At 63.2% G+C, this 18,544-nt stretch carries 17 protein-coding genes; 6 read left to right on the top strand and 11 right to left on the bottom strand.

The features are described 5' to 3' along the window. The first annotated feature begins 369 nt into the window (after positions 1-369). Positions 370-816, top strand: coding sequence for a hypothetical protein (locus tag ACLQ7E_RS16585; RefSeq protein ID WP_411733669.1), 447 nt, complete (start codon positions 370-372; stop codon positions 814-816). A gap of 357 nt (positions 817-1,173) precedes the next feature. Here ACLQ7E_RS16585 and ACLQ7E_RS16580 read toward each other — a convergent pair whose 3' ends face one another. Together ACLQ7E_RS16580 and ACLQ7E_RS16575 are read right to left on the bottom strand one after the other, a co-directional pair. After that, positions 1,174-1,614 carry a VOC family protein gene (locus ACLQ7E_RS16580; protein ID WP_411733668.1) on the bottom strand — a complete coding sequence of 147 codons (441 nt, stop codon included), beginning with the start codon at positions 1,612-1,614 and terminating at the stop codon, positions 1,174-1,176. 259 nt (positions 1,615-1,873) lie between these two features. Then, positions 1,874-2,575 carry a class I SAM-dependent methyltransferase gene (locus ACLQ7E_RS16575; protein WP_411733667.1) on the bottom strand — a complete coding sequence of 234 codons (702 nt, stop codon included), beginning with the start codon at positions 2,573-2,575 and terminating at the stop codon, positions 1,874-1,876. 224 nt (positions 2,576-2,799) lie between these two features. On the opposite strand from ACLQ7E_RS16575, the gene ACLQ7E_RS16570 reads away from it, so the two are divergent. Next, positions 2,800-3,294, top strand: a complete 495-nt coding sequence (locus tag ACLQ7E_RS16570; RefSeq protein WP_411733666.1) for a DUF2199 domain-containing protein — start codon at positions 2,800-2,802, stop codon at positions 3,292-3,294. Positions 3,295-3,332: 38 nt separating this feature from the next. Next, positions 3,333-3,797, top strand: coding sequence for a DUF4265 domain-containing protein (locus ACLQ7E_RS16565; protein ID WP_411733665.1), 465 nt, complete (start codon positions 3,333-3,335; stop codon positions 3,795-3,797). Positions 3,798-3,882: 85 nt separating this feature from the next. Here the strand turns inward: ACLQ7E_RS16565 and ACLQ7E_RS16560 are convergent, their stop codons facing one another. From ACLQ7E_RS16560 to ACLQ7E_RS16530, 7 genes are all read right to left on the bottom strand, one after another. After that, complete coding sequence (locus tag ACLQ7E_RS16560) at positions 3,883-5,415, bottom strand: hypothetical protein (protein WP_411733664.1); 1,533 nt, start codon at positions 5,413-5,415, stop codon at positions 3,883-3,885. A gap of 818 nt (positions 5,416-6,233) precedes the next feature. Further along, a complete protein-coding gene (locus tag ACLQ7E_RS16555; RefSeq protein ID WP_411733663.1) occupies positions 6,234-7,292 on the bottom strand; it encodes a beta-propeller fold lactonase family protein in 1,059 nt (352 codons plus the stop codon). Between the two features lie 634 nt (positions 7,293-7,926). Next, entirely contained in the window at positions 7,927-8,487 is a 561-nt protein-coding gene (locus ACLQ7E_RS16550) for a dihydrofolate reductase family protein (RefSeq protein ID WP_411733662.1), read from the bottom strand. A 117-nt stretch (positions 8,488-8,604) separates the two neighbouring features. Continuing rightward, the gene (locus ACLQ7E_RS16545) at positions 8,605-9,105 is read right to left on the bottom strand and encodes a hypothetical protein (RefSeq protein ID WP_411733674.1); all 501 of its coding nucleotides are present in this window, start codon (positions 9,103-9,105) and stop codon (positions 8,605-8,607) included. A gap of 253 nt (positions 9,106-9,358) precedes the next feature. After that, on the bottom strand, positions 9,359-9,760 hold the full coding sequence (locus tag ACLQ7E_RS16540; protein WP_411733661.1) for a VOC family protein: 402 nt from the start codon (positions 9,758-9,760) through the stop codon (positions 9,359-9,361). A gap of 152 nt (positions 9,761-9,912) precedes the next feature. Further along, a complete protein-coding gene (locus ACLQ7E_RS16535; RefSeq protein ID WP_411733660.1) occupies positions 9,913-10,179 on the bottom strand; it encodes a hypothetical protein in 267 nt (88 codons plus the stop codon). Between the two features lie 58 nt (positions 10,180-10,237). After that, the gene (locus ACLQ7E_RS16530) at positions 10,238-10,870 is read right to left on the bottom strand and encodes a MerR family transcriptional regulator (RefSeq protein WP_411733659.1); all 633 of its coding nucleotides are present in this window, start codon (positions 10,868-10,870) and stop codon (positions 10,238-10,240) included. 83 nt (positions 10,871-10,953) lie between these two features. Between ACLQ7E_RS16530 and ACLQ7E_RS16525 the strand changes: the two genes are divergently transcribed. Together ACLQ7E_RS16525 and ACLQ7E_RS16520 are read left to right on the top strand one after the other, a co-directional pair. After that, on the top strand, positions 10,954-11,370 hold the full coding sequence (locus ACLQ7E_RS16525; protein ID WP_411733658.1) for a hypothetical protein: 417 nt from the start codon (positions 10,954-10,956) through the stop codon (positions 11,368-11,370). A gap of 166 nt (positions 11,371-11,536) precedes the next feature. Then, positions 11,537-12,775, top strand: a complete 1,239-nt coding sequence (locus tag ACLQ7E_RS16520; RefSeq protein WP_411733657.1) for a hypothetical protein — start codon at positions 11,537-11,539, stop codon at positions 12,773-12,775. A 17-nt stretch (positions 12,776-12,792) separates the two neighbouring features. Here ACLQ7E_RS16520 and pheT read toward each other — a convergent pair whose 3' ends face one another. Beyond that, complete coding sequence (gene pheT / locus ACLQ7E_RS16515) at positions 12,793-15,333, bottom strand: phenylalanine--tRNA ligase subunit beta (protein WP_411733656.1); 2,541 nt, start codon at positions 15,331-15,333, stop codon at positions 12,793-12,795. A gap of 3 nt (positions 15,334-15,336) precedes the next feature. Continuing rightward, entirely contained in the window at positions 15,337-16,425 is a 1,089-nt protein-coding gene (gene pheS / locus ACLQ7E_RS16510; protein ID WP_411733655.1) for a phenylalanine--tRNA ligase subunit alpha, read from the bottom strand. Between the two features lie 150 nt (positions 16,426-16,575). Here pheS and ACLQ7E_RS16505 point away from each other — a divergent pair, with 150 nt between their 5' ends. After that, positions 16,576-18,477, top strand: a complete 1,902-nt coding sequence (locus tag ACLQ7E_RS16505) for a penicillin-binding transpeptidase domain-containing protein (RefSeq protein WP_411733654.1) — start codon at positions 16,576-16,578, stop codon at positions 18,475-18,477. The last annotated feature ends 67 nt before the right edge of the window (positions 18,478-18,544 follow it).

Below are 18,544 nucleotides of genomic sequence, written 5' to 3'. Positions count from 1 at the left end.
GACAATGGAGATAGAAGTATCACTCAACCTGCCGGCTTCTGGTTATGCCGAACTTCGCCCGCCACACCCCAGCAGTGGCAGTCATCCAGCCCCCGCTATCGGAATAACCACGACATCGGCATAACCGGTGTTATTCCGAATTCGGAATAACACCGGACAGTTCACCGGGCCTACCGGGTCTGCCGGAACATGATCCTTGTGCACGGGCGTCACCCGTAGAGCGGTGAAAAGTTGGCAACCTGGCAATTAGTTGAAGATTACTCTAATAAATCCATGAATTAGACCTATCCATCCTGTGTGTCGGCTGGTAAGGTCGCAGGCGTCCGAACACTTGCGAACCCCTTCAATTCGAAAAGTTGAGGAACTTCGATGAAACACATGAAACGCAGCCTCGCGGCTGCCGCCGCGGTCGTGCTGGCGTCACTGACCTTTGCCGCCCCTGCCCAGGCATACGAAAACTACTCGATGGACAATTCGTGGGCCAAGAGCAGTGGCAAGGTGTGGAAAGACGACAGCGACCACATGGGTTACAACCTATACCTGACGGATGACGCCAGGGACGGCCACTGCGTGTACTACCAGGTGCAAGGTGTACGCAACGACATGATCGATACCGCGTGGGGGCGGTTTACCGTAAATGTTTGTGGCTACGGCAACCGCTATCATTTCTCCGATTCGTCCAGGAGGGTCATCCCCACCTGGGCTCCGGGAGCCGATGGTTTCCGGATTCGCGCCTGCAAGGACGTGAACAATGCCCCTGATCCCTGCGCCACGGCATCGTACGTGGGCACGCGAGGCCAATGGACCAAGGGCTAGGTCCCGGCCGCAGCGGGACCTTGTTCCGCTGACGAAATCTGCCCGCAACAGCAGGAAGCCGAGCCGCCGAAAAGCGTCTCGGCTTCCTGCTCTTATGTCCAGCATGGGTGTTAGCTTGGAGGCGAAAGCCATTTTACAGAGAAATGGGTTTAACTTCTGGAACTCAAGTGCACTGAAATGTGCCGGTCAGGATCCATGGCACCCTTATCGCTACGGGACCGTGGAAGACCTCGAACAACGCCCGGTCAAATTTCCGCTTTCGCGGGATTTTGAGGGTTTGACGCTTGCGATCCAAGCCTCGGCGAAGCAGCCTTCGGCTGGCAGACCTCGGGCGATGTCGCTCCTCGGTGGCCGCGGTCAGCTGATCCGCTCGGCCAGGGCCACAATGATTCCCTCCGGGCCGCGCACGTAGGCCATTCGCCAGACACCCTCATACTGGCCGATGCCACCGACCAGCCCGTACCCCTCCGCGGCCAGCCGATCGACCTGCGCCTGGAGATCATCGACTTCGAAAGACAAACTGCGCAGCCCGAGCTCGTTGGCCATGGCTGCAGGCGATCCTCTCTCGGGGTCGGGCCGAACGAAGCTGGAAAGCTCCACTCCCGTACCTCCGTCAGGCGTTCGCAACATAACGATCTCTGTACGGGAATCGGGGATCGCCGTGACCGTGTCGATGAACTCGCCCTCCACGAACGCCCGGCCCTCGATCTCGAGACCCAGTCCGACGAAGAACGCCGTCACCTGGTCGATGTCCTGAACGGTGACACCGACGTGGTCGAACCGAATGATTCGCGACATAGGAACATCCTCCAAAAATTCGTTCTAAACGGCACAAGACGGAGCCTACGGCGAATTCAGAACAAGAGGAAGACTCTGCCGCAGAGCGCAGAGTTACGCAGTATGCACCATCGTCATTTGACATGACCGTTAGGGTTTCGACTTCGGAACCAGCATGGATCGAAATCCCGGCTCCGCCACGCCATGGGTCTGCCGTCCGCACAGCGTCACTCTGTCTGGGCTCCAGGTTTCTTCCTGCCGAAGTTTGGGAGAATCTCCGTCATTTCGCGCGCAGCACGAAGAAAATAAAGCTTAAGAACGATTCCCGATCTTTGAATTGTGGCGGGATGATTTCCGAAGGTGCATCGGTAGAGTACGGTGGTTCGCTGACCACTTCGATCTGGAATCCGGCTTTGTTAAACGCATCCGTCATAGCGTGCAATGGGCGGTGCCAATACGTCAGGGTAGCTGGTTGGCCATTGAAGGTGTGATCATCCGAGTACTTCGCGGGCTTGAAGTAGTCTGTGCCGGGGTGAGTCCATGGGTAGAGGATCGGGTGGTTTACCGACATGATGACTCTGCCGCCAGGACGCAGGATGCGCCGCATCTCTTCCAGCGGGCCCACCCAGTCTTCCAAATAGTGGAAGACCAACGATGCTGCTACATCGTCGAACGTGTCATCGGCGAATGGAAGCGGCCCTCCGAGGTCGGCTACGAGCAGCTCTGCCTCCACGCCCAGTCTTTCCCGGGCCAAGCCGATCATCGCTTCGCTGGAGTCAAATCCGGTCACGACGGCGCCGCGATCACCGAGCGCCTTGGATAGAGGCCCGGAACCGCAACCAGCGTCAAGAATCCGACGACTTCGGACATCTCCTGCGAGCTCCAACATCGCCGGGCGTTCGTAGAATCCATTAAGCAGGCTGGTTTCGTTTTCAATCGCGTACGCCTCGGCAAAAGTGTCGTAATTGGTTTCCTGCGGCATATTCATTTTCCTCCGGATATCAGAACTGGAACACGCATTTACAACGAGACTAACAGTCGAAGCTCGTTCCGACCGGCAAGAATTCGCGCTCCCGGGCGGGAGTTTTCCTCCCGGATGGTTACGCCCAAGGCAGGGCCTCTGCGAATGAAATCTGCCTGTCGGTAGCAAATATTTCGATTGCGGTTATGGTTCAAGGAGACTCATACAGCGAGGGAGCATGAACCATGCCTGCCGAACATTTCTGCCACAGCTGCGGTCGTGACGTCGGTGACCACGATCGACACATCCGCTTCACCCTTCCAGACCTTGTCCTCGAAAGCACTGAACAGCACCACGCGCCGGGTGCATGGCTCAGCCATGAGGAACCGAATAGGTCGGTCATGATGCAAATCCCGCGGCTCGGCTCTTTTGTTAGGGCACTTCTGCCGGTATCCCTCAGCCACGGACACACGCTCACGTTTGGGGTGTGGGTGGCAATCAGCACCTCCGAACTTCATCGAACACTTTCGGCATGGTGGGCACCGGAGTATGCAGACCTGCGCCTGACGGGATACATCGCGAATACCGTCATGCCCTGGAGCCTGCTGGGGGCACCGGTCGCCTTGGAAGTGACGAACATTGATCACACGCCATATTGCGTGAGCAGCCCCAACCAATGTCTCTCCGACGTCCTGCAACAGCAATGGCCGCACGAAATCCTTGAAGGCCTTCCCTCATAGAATTCAAGCACCGACCTTGACCTCTGGAAGGAACCACGATGAGCAATTCTTCGCCCCTCGTCTCGACTCATCAAGATCCGGTTTGGAGGGGACGGTCCAATTTCATATTCGGTGCCAACTTGGCCGAGGAAAATAGGTGGGAGCAGCTCTGGGGTCGACAGGTGGGCGATTTGCAGTTCGAGATCTGCTGCATCCCATTTTTCGTCTACGGCATGGCACTGGGCGACGTGGTTGAAACGGACGATGACTTCATGTTCATCGGCGTCCTCGAGGCCTCCAAGCGCGCCGTGTTCCGCGTCTGGTTCGGAGGGTCCTCGTATCCGAAGGACGAAATCGAAACGAGGGTTCGCGAGCTCGGCGGGCTCGTCGAATGGTCTTCAAAAAACCTTATGGCCGTCGACGCGGTCGAAGGAGAAACCGCGGAGAATGTCTTTGCCTATCTCGCGGCCCACCATGCCCAGGACCATTTGGCGGTCGAGACCGGTCGGTGGAATAGCAGATAGCACGTGCGGTTCATCCAGACGCATGTACCGGGACCAGGCATTCACGACGTCAAGTGGCGGCCCTCCTCCGACGCCATGGCACGGACTACTGGTAGGAGACGAACCATGGCTTCGGGTCGACGTCGAAGGTCTGCTCCGGTGTGAACGTCGGGGAATCCTCGTCGATGAAGTTCTTCCACGCCATCCGGATCCCGTCGGGCAGGTCGCGGCGCAGGTTATTCCACGTCGCCATCTTCATCCCCGGTGTGCCGTGGCCGTCGGCATGCACGAGCATCGCCAGCTCGGGGTGCGAGGTGTCCAGTTCCGAGCGGTTGCGGATCATGCTCTGCGTGAACTGGTGCAGGATGACGACCTTCTGCGGGAGGCGGTGTTTGCGCGTCAGCTCAGCCAACCACGCGTTGGCGCGGTTGAGCTCAGCGGCATCCACGGAACCGATCTGGGCCATGTGCCGCTGGCCGGGCTTGAGTCTCCACTCGGGGTCATAGGCGATGCCGACGTTGGGGTAGGACAGCAACTGTTCGTAGTGCTTGGCCTGGGTCAGGAAGTCGTTGAGGCCCGGTTGCAGGTCAAGCACCACGTACACTCCTGCCTTCCGGGCAGCCTCCACCCAGCGCTCGAGTTTCTCCACCGGAACGTAGCTGGAGTACTTCCCATCCTTGCCGGCGGACGCCGAGGCGACTGTCGCGATGATCTCGAAGGCCGGCTGGACCTTTTCCTTGCTATGGGGCTGGTACTCCGCAGCGTACTTCTTGGCACGCTTGATGGCCGCGTCGACGTCCTGTTCGCCCAGCAAGCCCAGTGAAGATGTTCCGGGCGTCCCGTACAACGCCACCATGCGCCGATCGGGGAACACGAGCTGCCCGCCGCCTGGAAGCGGCTTTCCCCCGGCGGCCGTTTCCGCCAGCGCCGTGAAATCCGTGGCGTTGCCAAAGCCATTGCCGATCGCGTACAGCTCCGAGCCGGCGTGATTCTGGAAGAACTTCTGGTTCTTCGCGGCCCGCGGGTCAGGCGTATCCATGGTGTGGACGACCGCCCCGGCGGCCTGGGCCGTGGCAAGTGCGGGACCTATCGCTTCCGCCTCTTTCTCCCCCGCGCGCACGACGACGGCGAAGCCCGCCTCCGGAGTGCTTTGGGCCGGGTCGATGTCGGGCAAGTCGGCATTGGGTGTTGACCCGTTGACGACCTCCAGGCCCCCTGCCAGCGAACCGGGCAGGGACCCGTAGGCAATGAGGGTATGCGCCCCCAAACGCCCCAGCTCGACAGCAAAGGCTTCCTGCTCCGAAGCATCCTCGGGCGCCACGAGCAGCGGAAGCCCGCGTTCCCGTGCCTGCCCGATGGCAGATTTCAGCTCTCCGCCGTTTCCCAGTACGACAACGGCCGGTGCCTTTTCGAAGAACGCCCGGCTGGATTCCAGCGCCATGGCCTCGGTGCCGCCACCAATCCGGCCAATGCCCGACTCGGGTTCGGCCAGCACCACGCGGTTCTGGCTTTCCTGCGATTGGGCATGGGAATTACTGTTGCCGCCTGCCGGATCGGCCGCGGTGCACCCGGCGACGACCAAGATGAGTGCCAGCCCGGAAGCGGCAGCCGCGAGGCGTCCCTTTACCCGATTTGTCATGTCTTTCGTACCTCGTCGACCATCAGCCAAAGAATTTCACCAGCATGGTTTTATCGTTTCTACCTTTGCACAAAGCGCCGCGGAACCACTTGAACGGTCGCTGGCGCTGCGACCACCAAAATAGAATGATCACAATGACTGACCCTAACAACAACTTGCGGTTAGTAGCCACCCGCGCCGGCACCGTCAGTGCAACGGCCACCAAAGACCTCGCCTGCAAATCACCATGCAATCGCCCCAGGGCTTCCTTTCATCCTGCATGCCGTCGACGTGGGTCGGTGCGGCCGACGATGACACTGTGACTGCAGCTGTCTGGAGGCCTGGGTGCCTACCGCGTGATTCGGCGACTGGCGGCGAGCACTGACCTTGGTGCGGGAGATCGGATTGGGGCTCGCTGTCCAGGTGAGACAGAAGAGCACGTCCCCAGACGGAGAAGCTGGCGTGCCCGGCGAGCTTGCATGAATCACGGTAAAGTACGTCCACTCCGGTAGAACAGCTCAAAGCTCCACCATCCGTGTCCTTCGGGAGGCCCACAATCGTCCCTAAAATCTCGAGACAGAACACCGTCGAGATCGGATGGCCGGTTGCTGATTCCCTGACGTCGCGACCCCGGCCTAGTCAGAGCAGTAGACCACATGAGAGCGAGGCGACCGAACCCGCTCACCGTCCTGCCATCCGTATCCCGGCCATCCCAGTCTCGCGTACTGGCGCACCTCTCAGCTCCTCCGAGTTTGGAGGAGGCGACAGTGCTCATTGGGGATCCCGCAAAATCGCTCTGCAACCGTACTCCCTATGCAGAATCCCCTGCCGTATCCTGTCTATTCACCGACCGTGTCCGTTAAGGAGAGGTCTTCGACATTCACGAGGGCAATAGTAAGATCCCGGTTCAACACGTACGCCCGGTCTTGGTCGCGGCTGAAGACGATTGCCTGGCGGGGTTCCTTGAATCCCTCGAGTTTCTTCACGACCGTGTTTTCGGTGACGTCGATGACGTCAATTGTGTTATCTGCCTTGTTGCTGGCAAAAAGCAGTTTGCCATCCGGGGACAGGGCGGCACCATACGGTTCGCGACCGACTTCGATTTCGTTCGTGATGGCGCCCTTCCGTATGTCGACCACGGAGATACTGTTGCGCCCGCTGTTTGCGGCATACAGCGTGTTCCCGTCGGCCGCCACGGAGATTCCCCGGATCTTGGAGAATCCGGTCAGTTCGCGGATAATTTCCCTGCTGGCGGCATCGAAAACGGTGACTTTGTCGCCCTCGAAGTTCGTCACAAATACGTATTTTCCGTCCTGAGACACCTTGATGCCTTGCCTTGGCCGGGAAAAGCCGGTTATAACGTCGGTCGGTTTCCTCGCCTCGAGATCGACGACTGTGACGGAGCTATGCGCCTGGTTGTTCACATAAAGGGTCTTTCCATTCGGACTCACAGCGGTTCCGAATGCTCCGGGGCCAACGACGACTTCATCCTGCAGCGTGTAATCTTCCGAGCTGTAAAAACGGAGGGTGCCGAGGCTGCTGTCAGAGACAACAAATTGCGAGCCGTCATTAATGAACACGATGTTCCGCGGTGTGCCAAAGCCACCGATCTTTTTGCGCAGCTCACCCTTCGCCAGGTCATAGATCAGGACTGACTTTTCGCGGCTGTCCGAGACAGCCGCGGTTTTCTCATCCGGGCTCACCGCAAGGGAGTTATTGGTTATATCGGCGTCAAATGCGGTTCCACTGTCTTGGAGGTCCGACGGGGCCGAGCTGGTCGCGACACCGGTGGACGGGGATTCTGCGCCGCGGGCGGTATCTGTTGCTGAGTCGCAGCCGGAAAGGGCCAGCACGATCAAAGATAGCGCTGCCATGGTTGTACCAATTCGTTTGTTCATGAAGTGTGGCTCCTCTGGGAGTTTGTTCTTGAGACCAGGATCTACGTGTTGTCTGAGGCTCGACGGAAGATACGGCTGATGTGCTTCACCGATGCCGGAGGGAATCCATTCATGGCCACTCCCGGTCCAGGAACGCAACCATCGCTCCCGGAACCCCCGCAGAGTCAACATCAACGGCCATTTGGCGGTTACGCATTTACATCAAGATTCATCCTCGACTCGGTTTACAGGTGGTGAAGTGAATATTGCGGCGCCAAAGACCGGCTCCGGCAACTAAGACGAGGGATTGGGTCGAATCGTTCACTCACAAGCAAATTGCCTCCGCCGCCCCCGGTCCAATTGGGCACCGATCACTAACCACGGTGACCTCTGAAGGGGTCTGCCTGCCCAAGCCGCAGCCAATCTCTGGCTCGCGAAAGGGCGTATCCGTGGCACACGAGCCGGGCCGCGGCCACAGTGCAAGGGCTTCCGCAGCTACCGAAATTACACGGCTTTGGCACTCCGTGCAGTTGACCATGACGAATGACGGAGGGAACGGTCAATGGCGGCCGCGAGGAACAGAATCGAAGGTGCTTTGAACAGGAAATGAAGCGCTCGTGTAGGCGGCTCCGGTATCAAGACAGGTCGACTATTACTAGCGCACGACACGGTAAGAGAGGTATACGACTCCCGAGCTGAAAGTGCGGCTTTCGGCGAGTGCGAGATCCACCCGGCGTTTGCCCCCGGGGAAGAACGGAATGCCGCCGCCAACCAGCACCGGGTAGACCCTGGCCCGGTACTCATCTATAAGGTCCAGCGCGGCCGCCTCGGCCGCGAGGGTCGCGCCGCCGATCGCAATGTTGCCCTGGCCTTGGGTTCGTAGCCGCTCGATCTCCTCCACCAAACCGCCGGAGGCCAAGCGGGCATTGCCCTGCACCGTCGACAGCATGGTGGAGAACACCCCCTTGGGAAGCGGATTCCAGATCGCGGCCCACTCGCGCTTTGAGTCGTCAAGCGACGGATCCTGGTCGGCGGCCTCCCAGTACAGCATCGTCTCGTACAGCCGTCTCCCCAAAACGTAGACGCCGACTCCGCGTATCTCCTCGGTGACGAAGCGAAAGACCTCCGGGTCGGGGCCCGTCCAGTCGAAGTCGCCGTCCGGCCCGACGATGTATCCGTCAAGTGAGACGCCCATCGAATAGGTCACGTCGCGCATCAGAGGTCCCCCTCGCCTACGCTCCCACAGTACTCACGCGCGACCCCGGCGGGTAGAGGGAGACAACGCAGGTCGCCACCCAGGGCGGATCCGGCCACGCCAACAAGGCGAAAAGCCCTAGGCGCGGGCCTGGACAAGATTGGCGAACGGCAACCTGCCGTGTAATGCGCGGAACCCCGCATGGTATTCCGCCTGGGCCGCGTTGAGCGACTCCGCAGGCAGCTCCTTCCATGCCACGAGAAGGGTCCCCGCGTCGGCCAGCTGCCAGATCAGCCGCCCGTCCCAGTGCCCCGGAGGCTTTCCCTTTCCGAAGTCCACAAATTCCTGGATCTGGCGTCGGAGCCCGCGGTTGCCCTTGCTGCCGAGGCCGGCCTTGCCAATGAACAAGATATCCGCGTCCGCGACCCATTCAGCCTCGAGCCCCGCCTGGGGCAGGGAGGGATTCTTCTTCTTGAAAATCCCTGCAGTGCTCTTGGTGAGGAACCGCGGCTCAAACCCCTCGGGCCGCAACACGACGAATATCCCCTGACGCTGCGGAATCCTGTTGATCTCAAGAGCCGTGATGGGCCGGAATCCGGTGAACCCGTCGTCTTTGAGCGTTTTTTTATTCAACTGAATCGGGTTCCTTGGATCTGGGCGGCGGGATTGTTGCTGGGTATTCTCCCGTAGGTGCGATGATTCGCACCTACGATGCTACCCGTCCGGGCGATGCGCACATTTATCCGATGCCCAATGGGAGGTGACCGCCACGATCACGCCGAGCCCTGCGACCGCCTGCCGTCCGCTGTGACAAGGACCAGTTTTCCGCGCCGCATATCGAATGCCGCTCGTCAGGCGGAGCCCCTGTGCCCAGTGAACAACAGGGCGTCTCTCACGACTCCGGCTCGTATCCGATGAGCCAGTGCAGCCCATGACGATCGATGACCTGGCCATCGGATGCTCCCCATGGCTTGGGGGAAAGCGGGTCCATCACGGTGCCGTCAACAGCGAGTTTGTCGAACCACTCATGGAGGGTGGATGGCCCGGCGGTCCCCAGCAACGAGAGCATGAGCCCTTCGAACCGGACGCTCTTTCCTCCCGTGGCAGCATCCGATCCCGCCAACGCCACCACGCCGTCTAGAACTCCATGAGCTATGGACTCCGGGGGACCGTCCTTCCGGCCAAATTCTTCAAAGGTGTACAAAGAGAGTTTTCCGCCGAAAACGTCCGCGTAGAAACCGAGCGCTTCGCGCGCCGTGCCGGGAAAACTGACATAGATCTGGGGAGCAGTCATGTGCACAGCCTACGAAAAAGGTTTTCCGGCCGCTACAGTTCGATCGGGGCAAGGGGCGCGAGCGGGTCCGCGGCCCCGGCCCAGGGTCGGTGCCCTTGAACCGGTCGATCGTGCCGGCCTCGGGGTTGGCAAGCCGAACCGAGCCCAGGCAGTCAAGATCCCAGCGTCCGCCCGTAGGGATAATCGACCCATTCGCCGGCGCCCTCTTTCGGGCAGGCCTTTTCGGCACCCTTCCGGGTGCTCCACGCATCCGCGGGATAGCTTGAACCCTGGAGCACCTTGTCCAAACTCTCGACATGTTCCTCACGCCCGTCGGCGTATCTTACGTCGAATCGAATGTGGCGATAAGGAATCTTCAGCCAGCGGGACTTGGTCCAAACGGACGTGGCACGGACAGCAACCGGGATTTCTGCGCTCATTCCCCCATCTTGGCACGAACGAATCTGCGCCGGCGCTTTCGAAGCCGGGCACCGATGCCTACTGGACCCTGTCCCCCGTTGCGTCGCCAAGCATCCGGCTTGCGAGGTCCTGGTGGGCCAGGCGCCGCATGGCCGCCAGGATCGGTTCGTAGACGGCGGTGCCGAGCACGGAGTACTCCACCGCCCGGGACGTGTCGTCGCCGGGCAGCTGGGCCAGGTCGATCTCGGCGATCGCCATGATGTGCCGCGCGTAGCCGCGCAGCCGGTCGTTCCCCATGGGCATGCCGACGGCCTCGGCGGCGGCAAGCCCGCGCTCGAGCTGGGCAACCGCCGCGTAGCCGGGGTCGTAGAGCTGGCCGATCTCCGCCAACGCCGCCCGGGCCCGCGGATAGTCGCCCTCCGGGTCCGCCTCCACGGCCGGCGGCAGCACTGCGATCGCGCGTCCCAAGGTGCCGAAGCGGTCGGACTCCGGCGCGTCGATGAGTCCGACGATGGTGCTCACGCCCGCAAGAGGCAGGCCCACGACCTCGGTGAGCGCGCGGATCAGCGCCAACCGGCGCACGTGCTCCTCTCCGTAGTCTGCCATCGTTGCACCGAACGACTCCCCCGGGGCCAACAGCCCTTCGCGCAGGTAGTACTTGACTGTCGCCAGCGGCAGCCCAGACCGCTTGAGAAGTTCGGACATCCGCATGCGGCAACCCCTTGTGTTGGATGGTTCAGGTATCTACCTTGGATAGTACAGCTATCCAATTGGGTTCGAAAGGAAACACCCTCATGGAACCGAGCACGCTGGTCCTCGCCGGAATCCTGCTTCTGGCACTCATCACCGTCGAATCAGGAGGCGCGTTCCTCGTCCGAGTCGCCGCCGGCGGGGTTCCCGCCAACGGCCTGCAGAAATCCTGGTACCGGGCAGGCCACGCCCATGCCGCGGTCCTGCTGGTCCTGTCCCTGGCGATCCTCGCCTTCGCCGACCAGCTCGACGTCCCGGCCTGGGTCGGCTGGATCGCCCGCTCGGGCGTCCCGGTCGCTGCAATCTTGATGCCCGCCGGCTTCTTCCTCTCGGTGCTCGGGAAGAATCCGGAGAAACCCAACAGGCTCTCGCTGCTGATCGGCCTCGGCGCGGCCTGCCTCACCGCCGGACTGCTGGCCGCCGGGATCGGGGCCATCACCACCGGGGTCGGCAGCGCCTGAGAGAACGCCACAGGTCGCCCTCGACCGTTTTGCCGGGGGTGCGGCCGGCCTGTTCTCGGGCAATCGACCGGGGCGGTCCGACGAGTTTTCCACAGTGCTGCAGCGCTCAGGTTTTTCAACCAGCGGAGCGAGCCATACTGGGATTCCCGCACCGATCCCCCCAAGGATGGCCATGACCACGACGAGCAAGCAGCTGCGCCGAAAACACCGCAAATCCCCGAAAGCACGGCGACAAGGCCCCCACCCGTCCCATGCTTCCGGGCTGGAACGACTCCGCGTACTGGAACCTGCCTACCTTGCCTGGAGATCCCTTACCGTCCCGCACAACCAGGCCAGCGCCGACTGGGCGGGGCTGCTGGCAGTGCTGGAGACCTATGCGGCCTTCGCGCCGTTCAACTCCCCCGACCAGTTGGCCCCGCAATCTTTCGCCTCAATGCTGAACGGCATCCGCCGCATGCCCGGACCCGCCGCCTGCGACCTCCTGGACCAGCTGGACAGCTACCTTCACTTCCTGAAGGACAATGGCCGCTGGCATCGCGGAAGCGAGGTGTTCGACGTGTTGCACATGCTGGTGCTGATTCGCGTTCCCGGCCGGGCAAATCGAACCACGCCTCGCGAATGCCCGATCGGCACAGACCTGCCCCACGGCCATGGCATAGCCCTCGTGCAGTGGGCTGCCTATCTGCTTGACCGGATGCTCGAGGGAAAATTTAGCCCGAACTCCACTGATTCGCTTGCGCTTCCGGTCGCGGACCGTGCAGGCACGAAGCTGTTGGCACCGGGCCTCTACCCGCTTCCCGTTTCGCGGTTCCTCGAGGTTTTCGAATCCATGCGCGTCGCAGATCTCTACGAAACCTTTGAGGACGAGCACGAAGACAGCGAGGACGAAGATGACGAGGAATGTTGGGAGAACTACGGGGAACCCTATCCCACGCATTCAGGTATGGCCTTGTTGCAGGACGAGCATCCACGAAACCGTGAAGCGGTCCGCAGCCTGCTGGCGGCTTACCTGAAAAGCGTGATCTGGGCAATTGCCAGACCCGTGGCCGGGCTGGCCGGGCTCCGAAGGGCCGACGAGTGCTTGGCCGTCCTCGTTGAGGTGGGCGACCAGTCATCAGAGGCAAAGGCCCGCGGAGATACCAGCGTCTTGACGCTTGGCGAAGACATCCAGGATCAGTTGGCAGACAGGTATGGCGAGATCTCCACATCCATCCTCGCTTGCCTGCAGACCGGGGTCTTGGAATACTCTCACGGCTCCCTCATCGCGCAGCCGATGGTCCGCGAGGCCATCAAGGAATTGGACGACGAGTACAACAAACACCGAAGGCCGGCCGCGCTCCGCGGGTTGGGGGGGGGCGGGCGGGCGTCGTGGCCCGGATTGGCGGGGAGCGGCCGGCCTTCGTGACCGGTATTGCCTGGGTGCTATCGCTGCACGGCGCCGAAGCGCTCGGCCGCCAGTGCCACCGCGGCGGCACGCGCCTCGGATGCCTCCTCGGCGGTCAGCGTGCGGTCGTTGGCACGGAAGCGCAGGCCGAAGGCCAGCGACTTCTTGCCCTCCGGAATGCCGGTGCCGGAGTACACGTCGAAGAGCGCGAGGTCCTCGAGCAGTTCACCGGCGCCCTCGCGCAGGGTTTCGAGCACCTCGGCCGCGACAACGGTGGAGTCAACCACCAGGGCCACGTCCTGCGTGGAGATCGGGAAGGTGGAGATCTCCTTGGCCACGATCACATCTGCAGCTGACTCGAAGAGCTCGTCCGCGTTGATTTCCATCGCGACGGTGCGTTCGGGGAGATCCAGCTCGGCCAGCAGCTTCGGGTGCAGCTCGCCGGCGTAGCCGACGTGCGTGCCGTTGCGCAGCGCCAGGGCCGCGGTGCGGCCCGGGTGGAATGCCTGGTGCGAACCCTGCGAGACGACGATATCGACGCCCAGCACGTCACCGACCAGCTTGGCGGTGTCCAGCGCATCGGCCCAGTCGTAGACGCGCGGGGTGTGCGCTGCGGCAACCGGCGAATCGTGCCCGGTCAGCACGGCTGCAATGTGCGTCGGCTGGTGCGGCAGTCCGTTGTACAGCGCCTCGAGCTCTTCCTCGGAGGGACGCGCCCCCAGCGGCGGAATCGTTGCGGTGCCCAGGGTCTCGCCCGGCAGGAAGACCTGGCCGGCCTCGTACAGGGCCAGGTCGCGGAAGCCGCGGCCGTGGTTGCGACGGGCAATGCCAAGCAGGCCCGGCAGGATCGAGGTGCGCATGAAACCGTACTCGCTGGACATGGGGTTGTTCAGCTTGACGGCCTTCACTTCCCCGGCCTCGGGCGCACCGAAGGTGTTGTTCTGCACCTTGGTGACGAACGGGTAGGAAAGCACCTCGGTCAAACCGGCGTCCGCCAGTGCGGCAACGACGCGGCGGCGCTGTCCCTGCACGCGGGACAGTCCGCGGCCCGGAGGGGCCGTGGGCAAAGTCGCCGGAATCAGGTGGTAGCCCACCAGACGTGCGATTTCCTCGACCAGGTCCTGCTTGGTGTCCAGGTCGGGGCGCCAGGACGGCGCGGTGACGCGGTAGCCGCCCTCAACGTTTTCTATTTCCGCACCGATCTCGCCCAGCGCCCAGGTGATCTGCTCCTCGGTGTAGTCGATGCCGATCAGTGCCGAGGCGAACCCGGCGGGCAGGTCGATGAGAACCGCTGCGGGCTTGGTGCCCTCGTCGGTGATCTCGGTGGTGGCGGTGCCGCCGGCCAACTCGACGAGCAGGTCCACCGCACGCTGGGCAGCCACGTCAGCCACGTTCCAGTCCACGCCGCGCTCAAAGCGCTTCGAGGCCTCGGAGGGCAGCTTGTGGCGGCGGCGCGAACGGGCAATGGAGATCGGCTCGAAGTGAGCCGCCTCGATGAGCACCGTGGAAGTGGATCCGGAGACCTCGGTGGCCGATCCGCCCATGACCCCGGCAATGCCGATGGCACCGGAACCGTCGGTGATCAACAGGTCCTCGACGTGCAGCTTGCGCTCCTTGGAATCAAGGGTCTTCAGCGTCTCGCCCGGGTTGGCACGGCGGACCGTGATTTCACCGGTCAGCTGGTCGGCGTCGTAGAAGTGCAGCGGCTGGCCGAGCTCGAGCATCACGTAGTTGGAGATGTCCACGACCAGGGAGATCGAGCGCATCCCTGCAAGGTTCAGCCGGCTGGCCATCCACGGCGGGGTGGGCAGTGCCGGGTTCACGTTGGTGACCTTGCGGGTCAGGAACCTGTCGCAGCCGTCCTTGCCGTAGATGCCCGCGGCATCCGCAAGCTTGACCGGGTGGCCCGGGGCGCTTGCGGCATCCACCGTGACCAGCGATGCCGGGTCGGTGTAGGGGGTGCCGGTGGCGTGCGCGTACTCGCGGGCCACGCCGCGGATGGAGAATGCGTAGGAGCGGTCGGGGGTGACGTTGATTTCGGCCGCCTGGTCGTAGAGACCCAGCAGTTCCATCGCGTCGGCGCCGATTTCCGGATCCAGGCCCAGGCGCGCGAGCACGATGATGCCATCGTGGTCGTCCCCGATGCCCAGCTCGCGGGAGGAGGCGATCATGCCTGCCGAGAGGTGGCCGTAGGTCTGGCGGGCGCTGATCTCGAAGTCGCCCGGCAGCACCGCACCCGGAAGGGTGACAACTACCTTGTCGCCCTCCACGAAGTTGTGCGCACCGCAAATGACGCCCTGCACACCCGAGGGGTCGATGCCCTCAAAGGTCAGGGTCTGCTCGGTCCCCTCGGGCACGACGCGGACCTGGCACCAATTGATGGTCTTGCCGTTGGTCTGCTCCTCCTTGACGATGGAGAGCACCTGGCCCACGACGATGGGTCCGGAAATCGAATCGGTGGGACGGTGCACGTCCTCTTCCTCGAGGCCAACCTTGACCAGTTCGGCCATGACGTCTTCGGCCGAGGCATCTGCAGGTACCTGCGCGTATTCGCGCAGCCATGAAAGTGGAATACGCATGTCTTAGATCTCCATCCCGAAGTGCTCGCTGAACCGAATGTCGCCCTCGATCATGTCGTGCATGTCGGGGACCTCGTTGCGGAACATCAGGGTCCGCTCCACGCCCATGCCGAAGGCGAACCCGGAGTATTCCTCCGGGTCGATGCCAGCTGCACGCAGCACGTTGGGGTTGACCATGCCGCAGCCGCCCCACTCGATCCAGCGCGGGCCGCCCTTGGCGCCCGGGTGCCAGATGTCCAGCTCGGCGCTGGGTTCGGTGAACGGGAAGAAGTTCGGACGCAGGCGGATGGAGGCGTCGTCGCCGAACATCTGCCGGGCGAAGTGCTCCAGGGTGCCGCGCAGGTCGGCCATGGTCAGGTTCTTGTCGATGGCCAGGCCCTCGAACTGGTGGAAGACCGGGGTGTGCGTGGCGTCCAGCTCATCGGTGCGGTAGACCCGCCCCGGGCACAGCACGTAGATCGGCAGCTCGCGCTCGAGCATCGAACGCACCTGCACCGGGGAGGTGTGGGTGCGCAGCAACAGGTGCGAATCCACCGGCTCGATGAAGAAGGTGTCCTGCATTTCGCGGGCCGGGTGGTCCGGGGCGAAGTTCAGCGCGTCGAAGTTGAACCACTCGGATTCGATCTCCGGGCCCTCGGCGATTTCCCAGCCCATGCCCACGAAGATGTCCGAGACGCGGTCCTGCAGCGTGGAGAGCGGGTGGCGTGCACCTGCACGGCGGCGGCGCGGGGCGGCGGTGACGTCGACGGTCTCCTCGACGAGGATGCGTGCCGCGTCCTCGGCCTCCAGGACGGCGGTGCGTCCGGCGAGCGCCTTGTTGACGCGTCCGCGGGAAGCGCCCATGAGCTTGCCGGCGACGGCCTTCTCGGACTTGTCGAGGCGGCCGATTTCTCGGTTGGCCAGCGACAGCGGGGACTTTTCCCCGGTGTGGGCCAGGCGCGCGGCCTTCAGCTCGTCCAGGTTCTTCGCGGCGGCAAAGGCGGCCAGGGCAGCCTGCACCGCAACGTCGATGCCGGCCTCGTCGGTGGGATGCGGGACAACCGGCGCGTGGCTGTCAATGACATCCACTTCCGGGCTCGTGGGTTCAGACATGGGGTTCTACGGCCCTTTTCACTGTTGATTGTGTCTCTGGTTCTGCATCCCATTCTAGGTGCACGTCCCGGCGGGTCGGGAATCGCGACTCGATGCCCCTCGGTCCCGCGGTTGTGGACACCGCGGGAGGCTTGGGCAATAGTTAGTCCCATGTCGCGAGTTATTCGAACCTTTGCCCTGCCTGCCGCCGCCTTGTTGATGATCGGCTCCCTGGGGGCCTGCTCCGCGCCGCCCTCGCCGGACGCGACGGCCGAGCTCCTTGCAGGTTCGCTCCAAGGCCTGGATCTTGCCTCCGTCCCGCTGGCAGGCGATGCAGCCGCTGCAGGTGCCGAATTGGCCGAGGCGCTCAAGCCACTGGAATCAGTCCCCCGCACCGTCACGCTGGCCTCGGTCACCGAGGACGAGGGATCCGAGGCCCCGAAGACCGCCACCGCCATCTACAACACGGTGTGGGACATTGATGCCACCGACACCGACTGGACCTACCAGACCCAGGCGACACTGGAACTCGATGACCAAACGAAGACCTGGGCGGTGCGCTACTCCCCCGCGCTTGCCGTGCCGGGGCTGGAGGCCGGCCAGTACGTTGCCAAGCGCAACGTCGCCGCCAAGCGCGGGGAGATCCTGGGCAACAACGCGCAGACCCTGGTGACCGACCGACCGGTGCTCCGCATCGGGATCAACAAGGAAGCGATCGACGCCGCGGATTGGGAGGGCTCGGCGACCAAGCTCGCCAAGGTGCTTCAGATCGACGCCGAACCGTATGCCAAGAGCGTTGCCGCCGCCGGCCCGCGCGCCTTCGTCCAGGCCATCACGCTGCGCGATGACGCCGACCGCACCGTCACCGATGGGCAACTCGATGCCATCCCCGGGGTCATGGCGCAGCCGGGCTCCCAGCCGCTGGCCCCAAGCAGGAGCTTTGCCCGGGCGATCCTGGGCTCGGTGGGCGAGGCCACGGCGGAAATCGTCGCCGACTCCAAGGGCAGCATCGGTGCCGGGGACCAGGTCGGGCTTTCGGGACTGCAGAAGGCCTACCAGGAAGAGTTGGCCGGCACCAAGGGCTACAGCATCAACATCTACAACGAGGACAGGGCCGAGGTCTCGACCCTGGTGACGCAGGAAGCCGTGGACGGCACTGACCTGAAGACCACGCTGGACCGGGACCTGCAGAACCTGGCCGAGTCGCTGATTGCCGATTCTGACAGCGACAGCGCCCTGGTCGCGGTCCGCCCCTCCGACGGGGCGATCCTTGCCGCCGCCGCCGGTCCCACCGACAACGCACAGAACACCGCACTGCTGGGCAAGTACGCCCCCGGCTCCACGTTCAAGGTCATCACCGCGCTGGCCATGCTCCGCTCCGGGGACACCCCCAAGACGACCGTGGATTGCCCTGCCACCATGACGGTTGATGGCAAGGCGTTCAAGAACTACGACGGCTACCCCTCCAGTGCGTTGGGAAGCATCCCGCTCTCCGAGGCGGTGGCCCAGTCCTGCAACACCGTTTTCCTCCAGGGTGCGTCCAAGGTCAAGGCGCCGGCCCTCGCCGACGCAGCGGCCTCCCTGGGACTGAATCTGGGCCCCTCCACGGGCGCCGCCTCGTTCCTGGGCTCGGTCCCGGAGGACTCCACGGGCACCGAGCTGGCGGCCAACGGCATCGGACAGGGCGTCGTCGAGGCCTCGGCACTGGGCATGGCCACGGTGGCGGCCTCGGTCAAGAACGGCGCCACCGTCAGCCCCTACCTGGTGGCCAGCCCGAAGCCCGACGCCGCCCCGAAGCCCAAGAACCCGCTGACTGCGGCCGAGGCCAAGGCGCTTTCGGGCATGATGGCCCAGGTCGTTGACCATGGCACGCTGAAGGACCTCAAGAACGTCCCCGGACCCACGATCATCGGCAAGAGCGGCACGGCGGAATATGATGCCGAACGCAACGCCCACGCGTGGACCATCGCCGCCCAGGGCGATCTCGCGGTGGCGGTGTTCGTGGGCGACGGCAGCGGCGGGGCACAGACCGCGGGCCCGATCCTTGCCGAATTCCTGACCGACGCGCAGTAGGCGCCGTTCCCCCGGCAGACATGCCAAGAGGGACCGACAAACCCGGGTTTTTCCCGGCCTGTCGGTC

The sequence above is a fragment of the Paeniglutamicibacter sp. genome (assembly GCF_046714615.1).
Taxonomy (GTDB): Bacteria; Actinomycetota; Actinomycetes; order Actinomycetales; family Micrococcaceae; genus Paeniglutamicibacter.
Note: the sequence above shows the minus strand (reverse complement) of the source record. Positions and strands in the feature narration are given on the sequence as shown.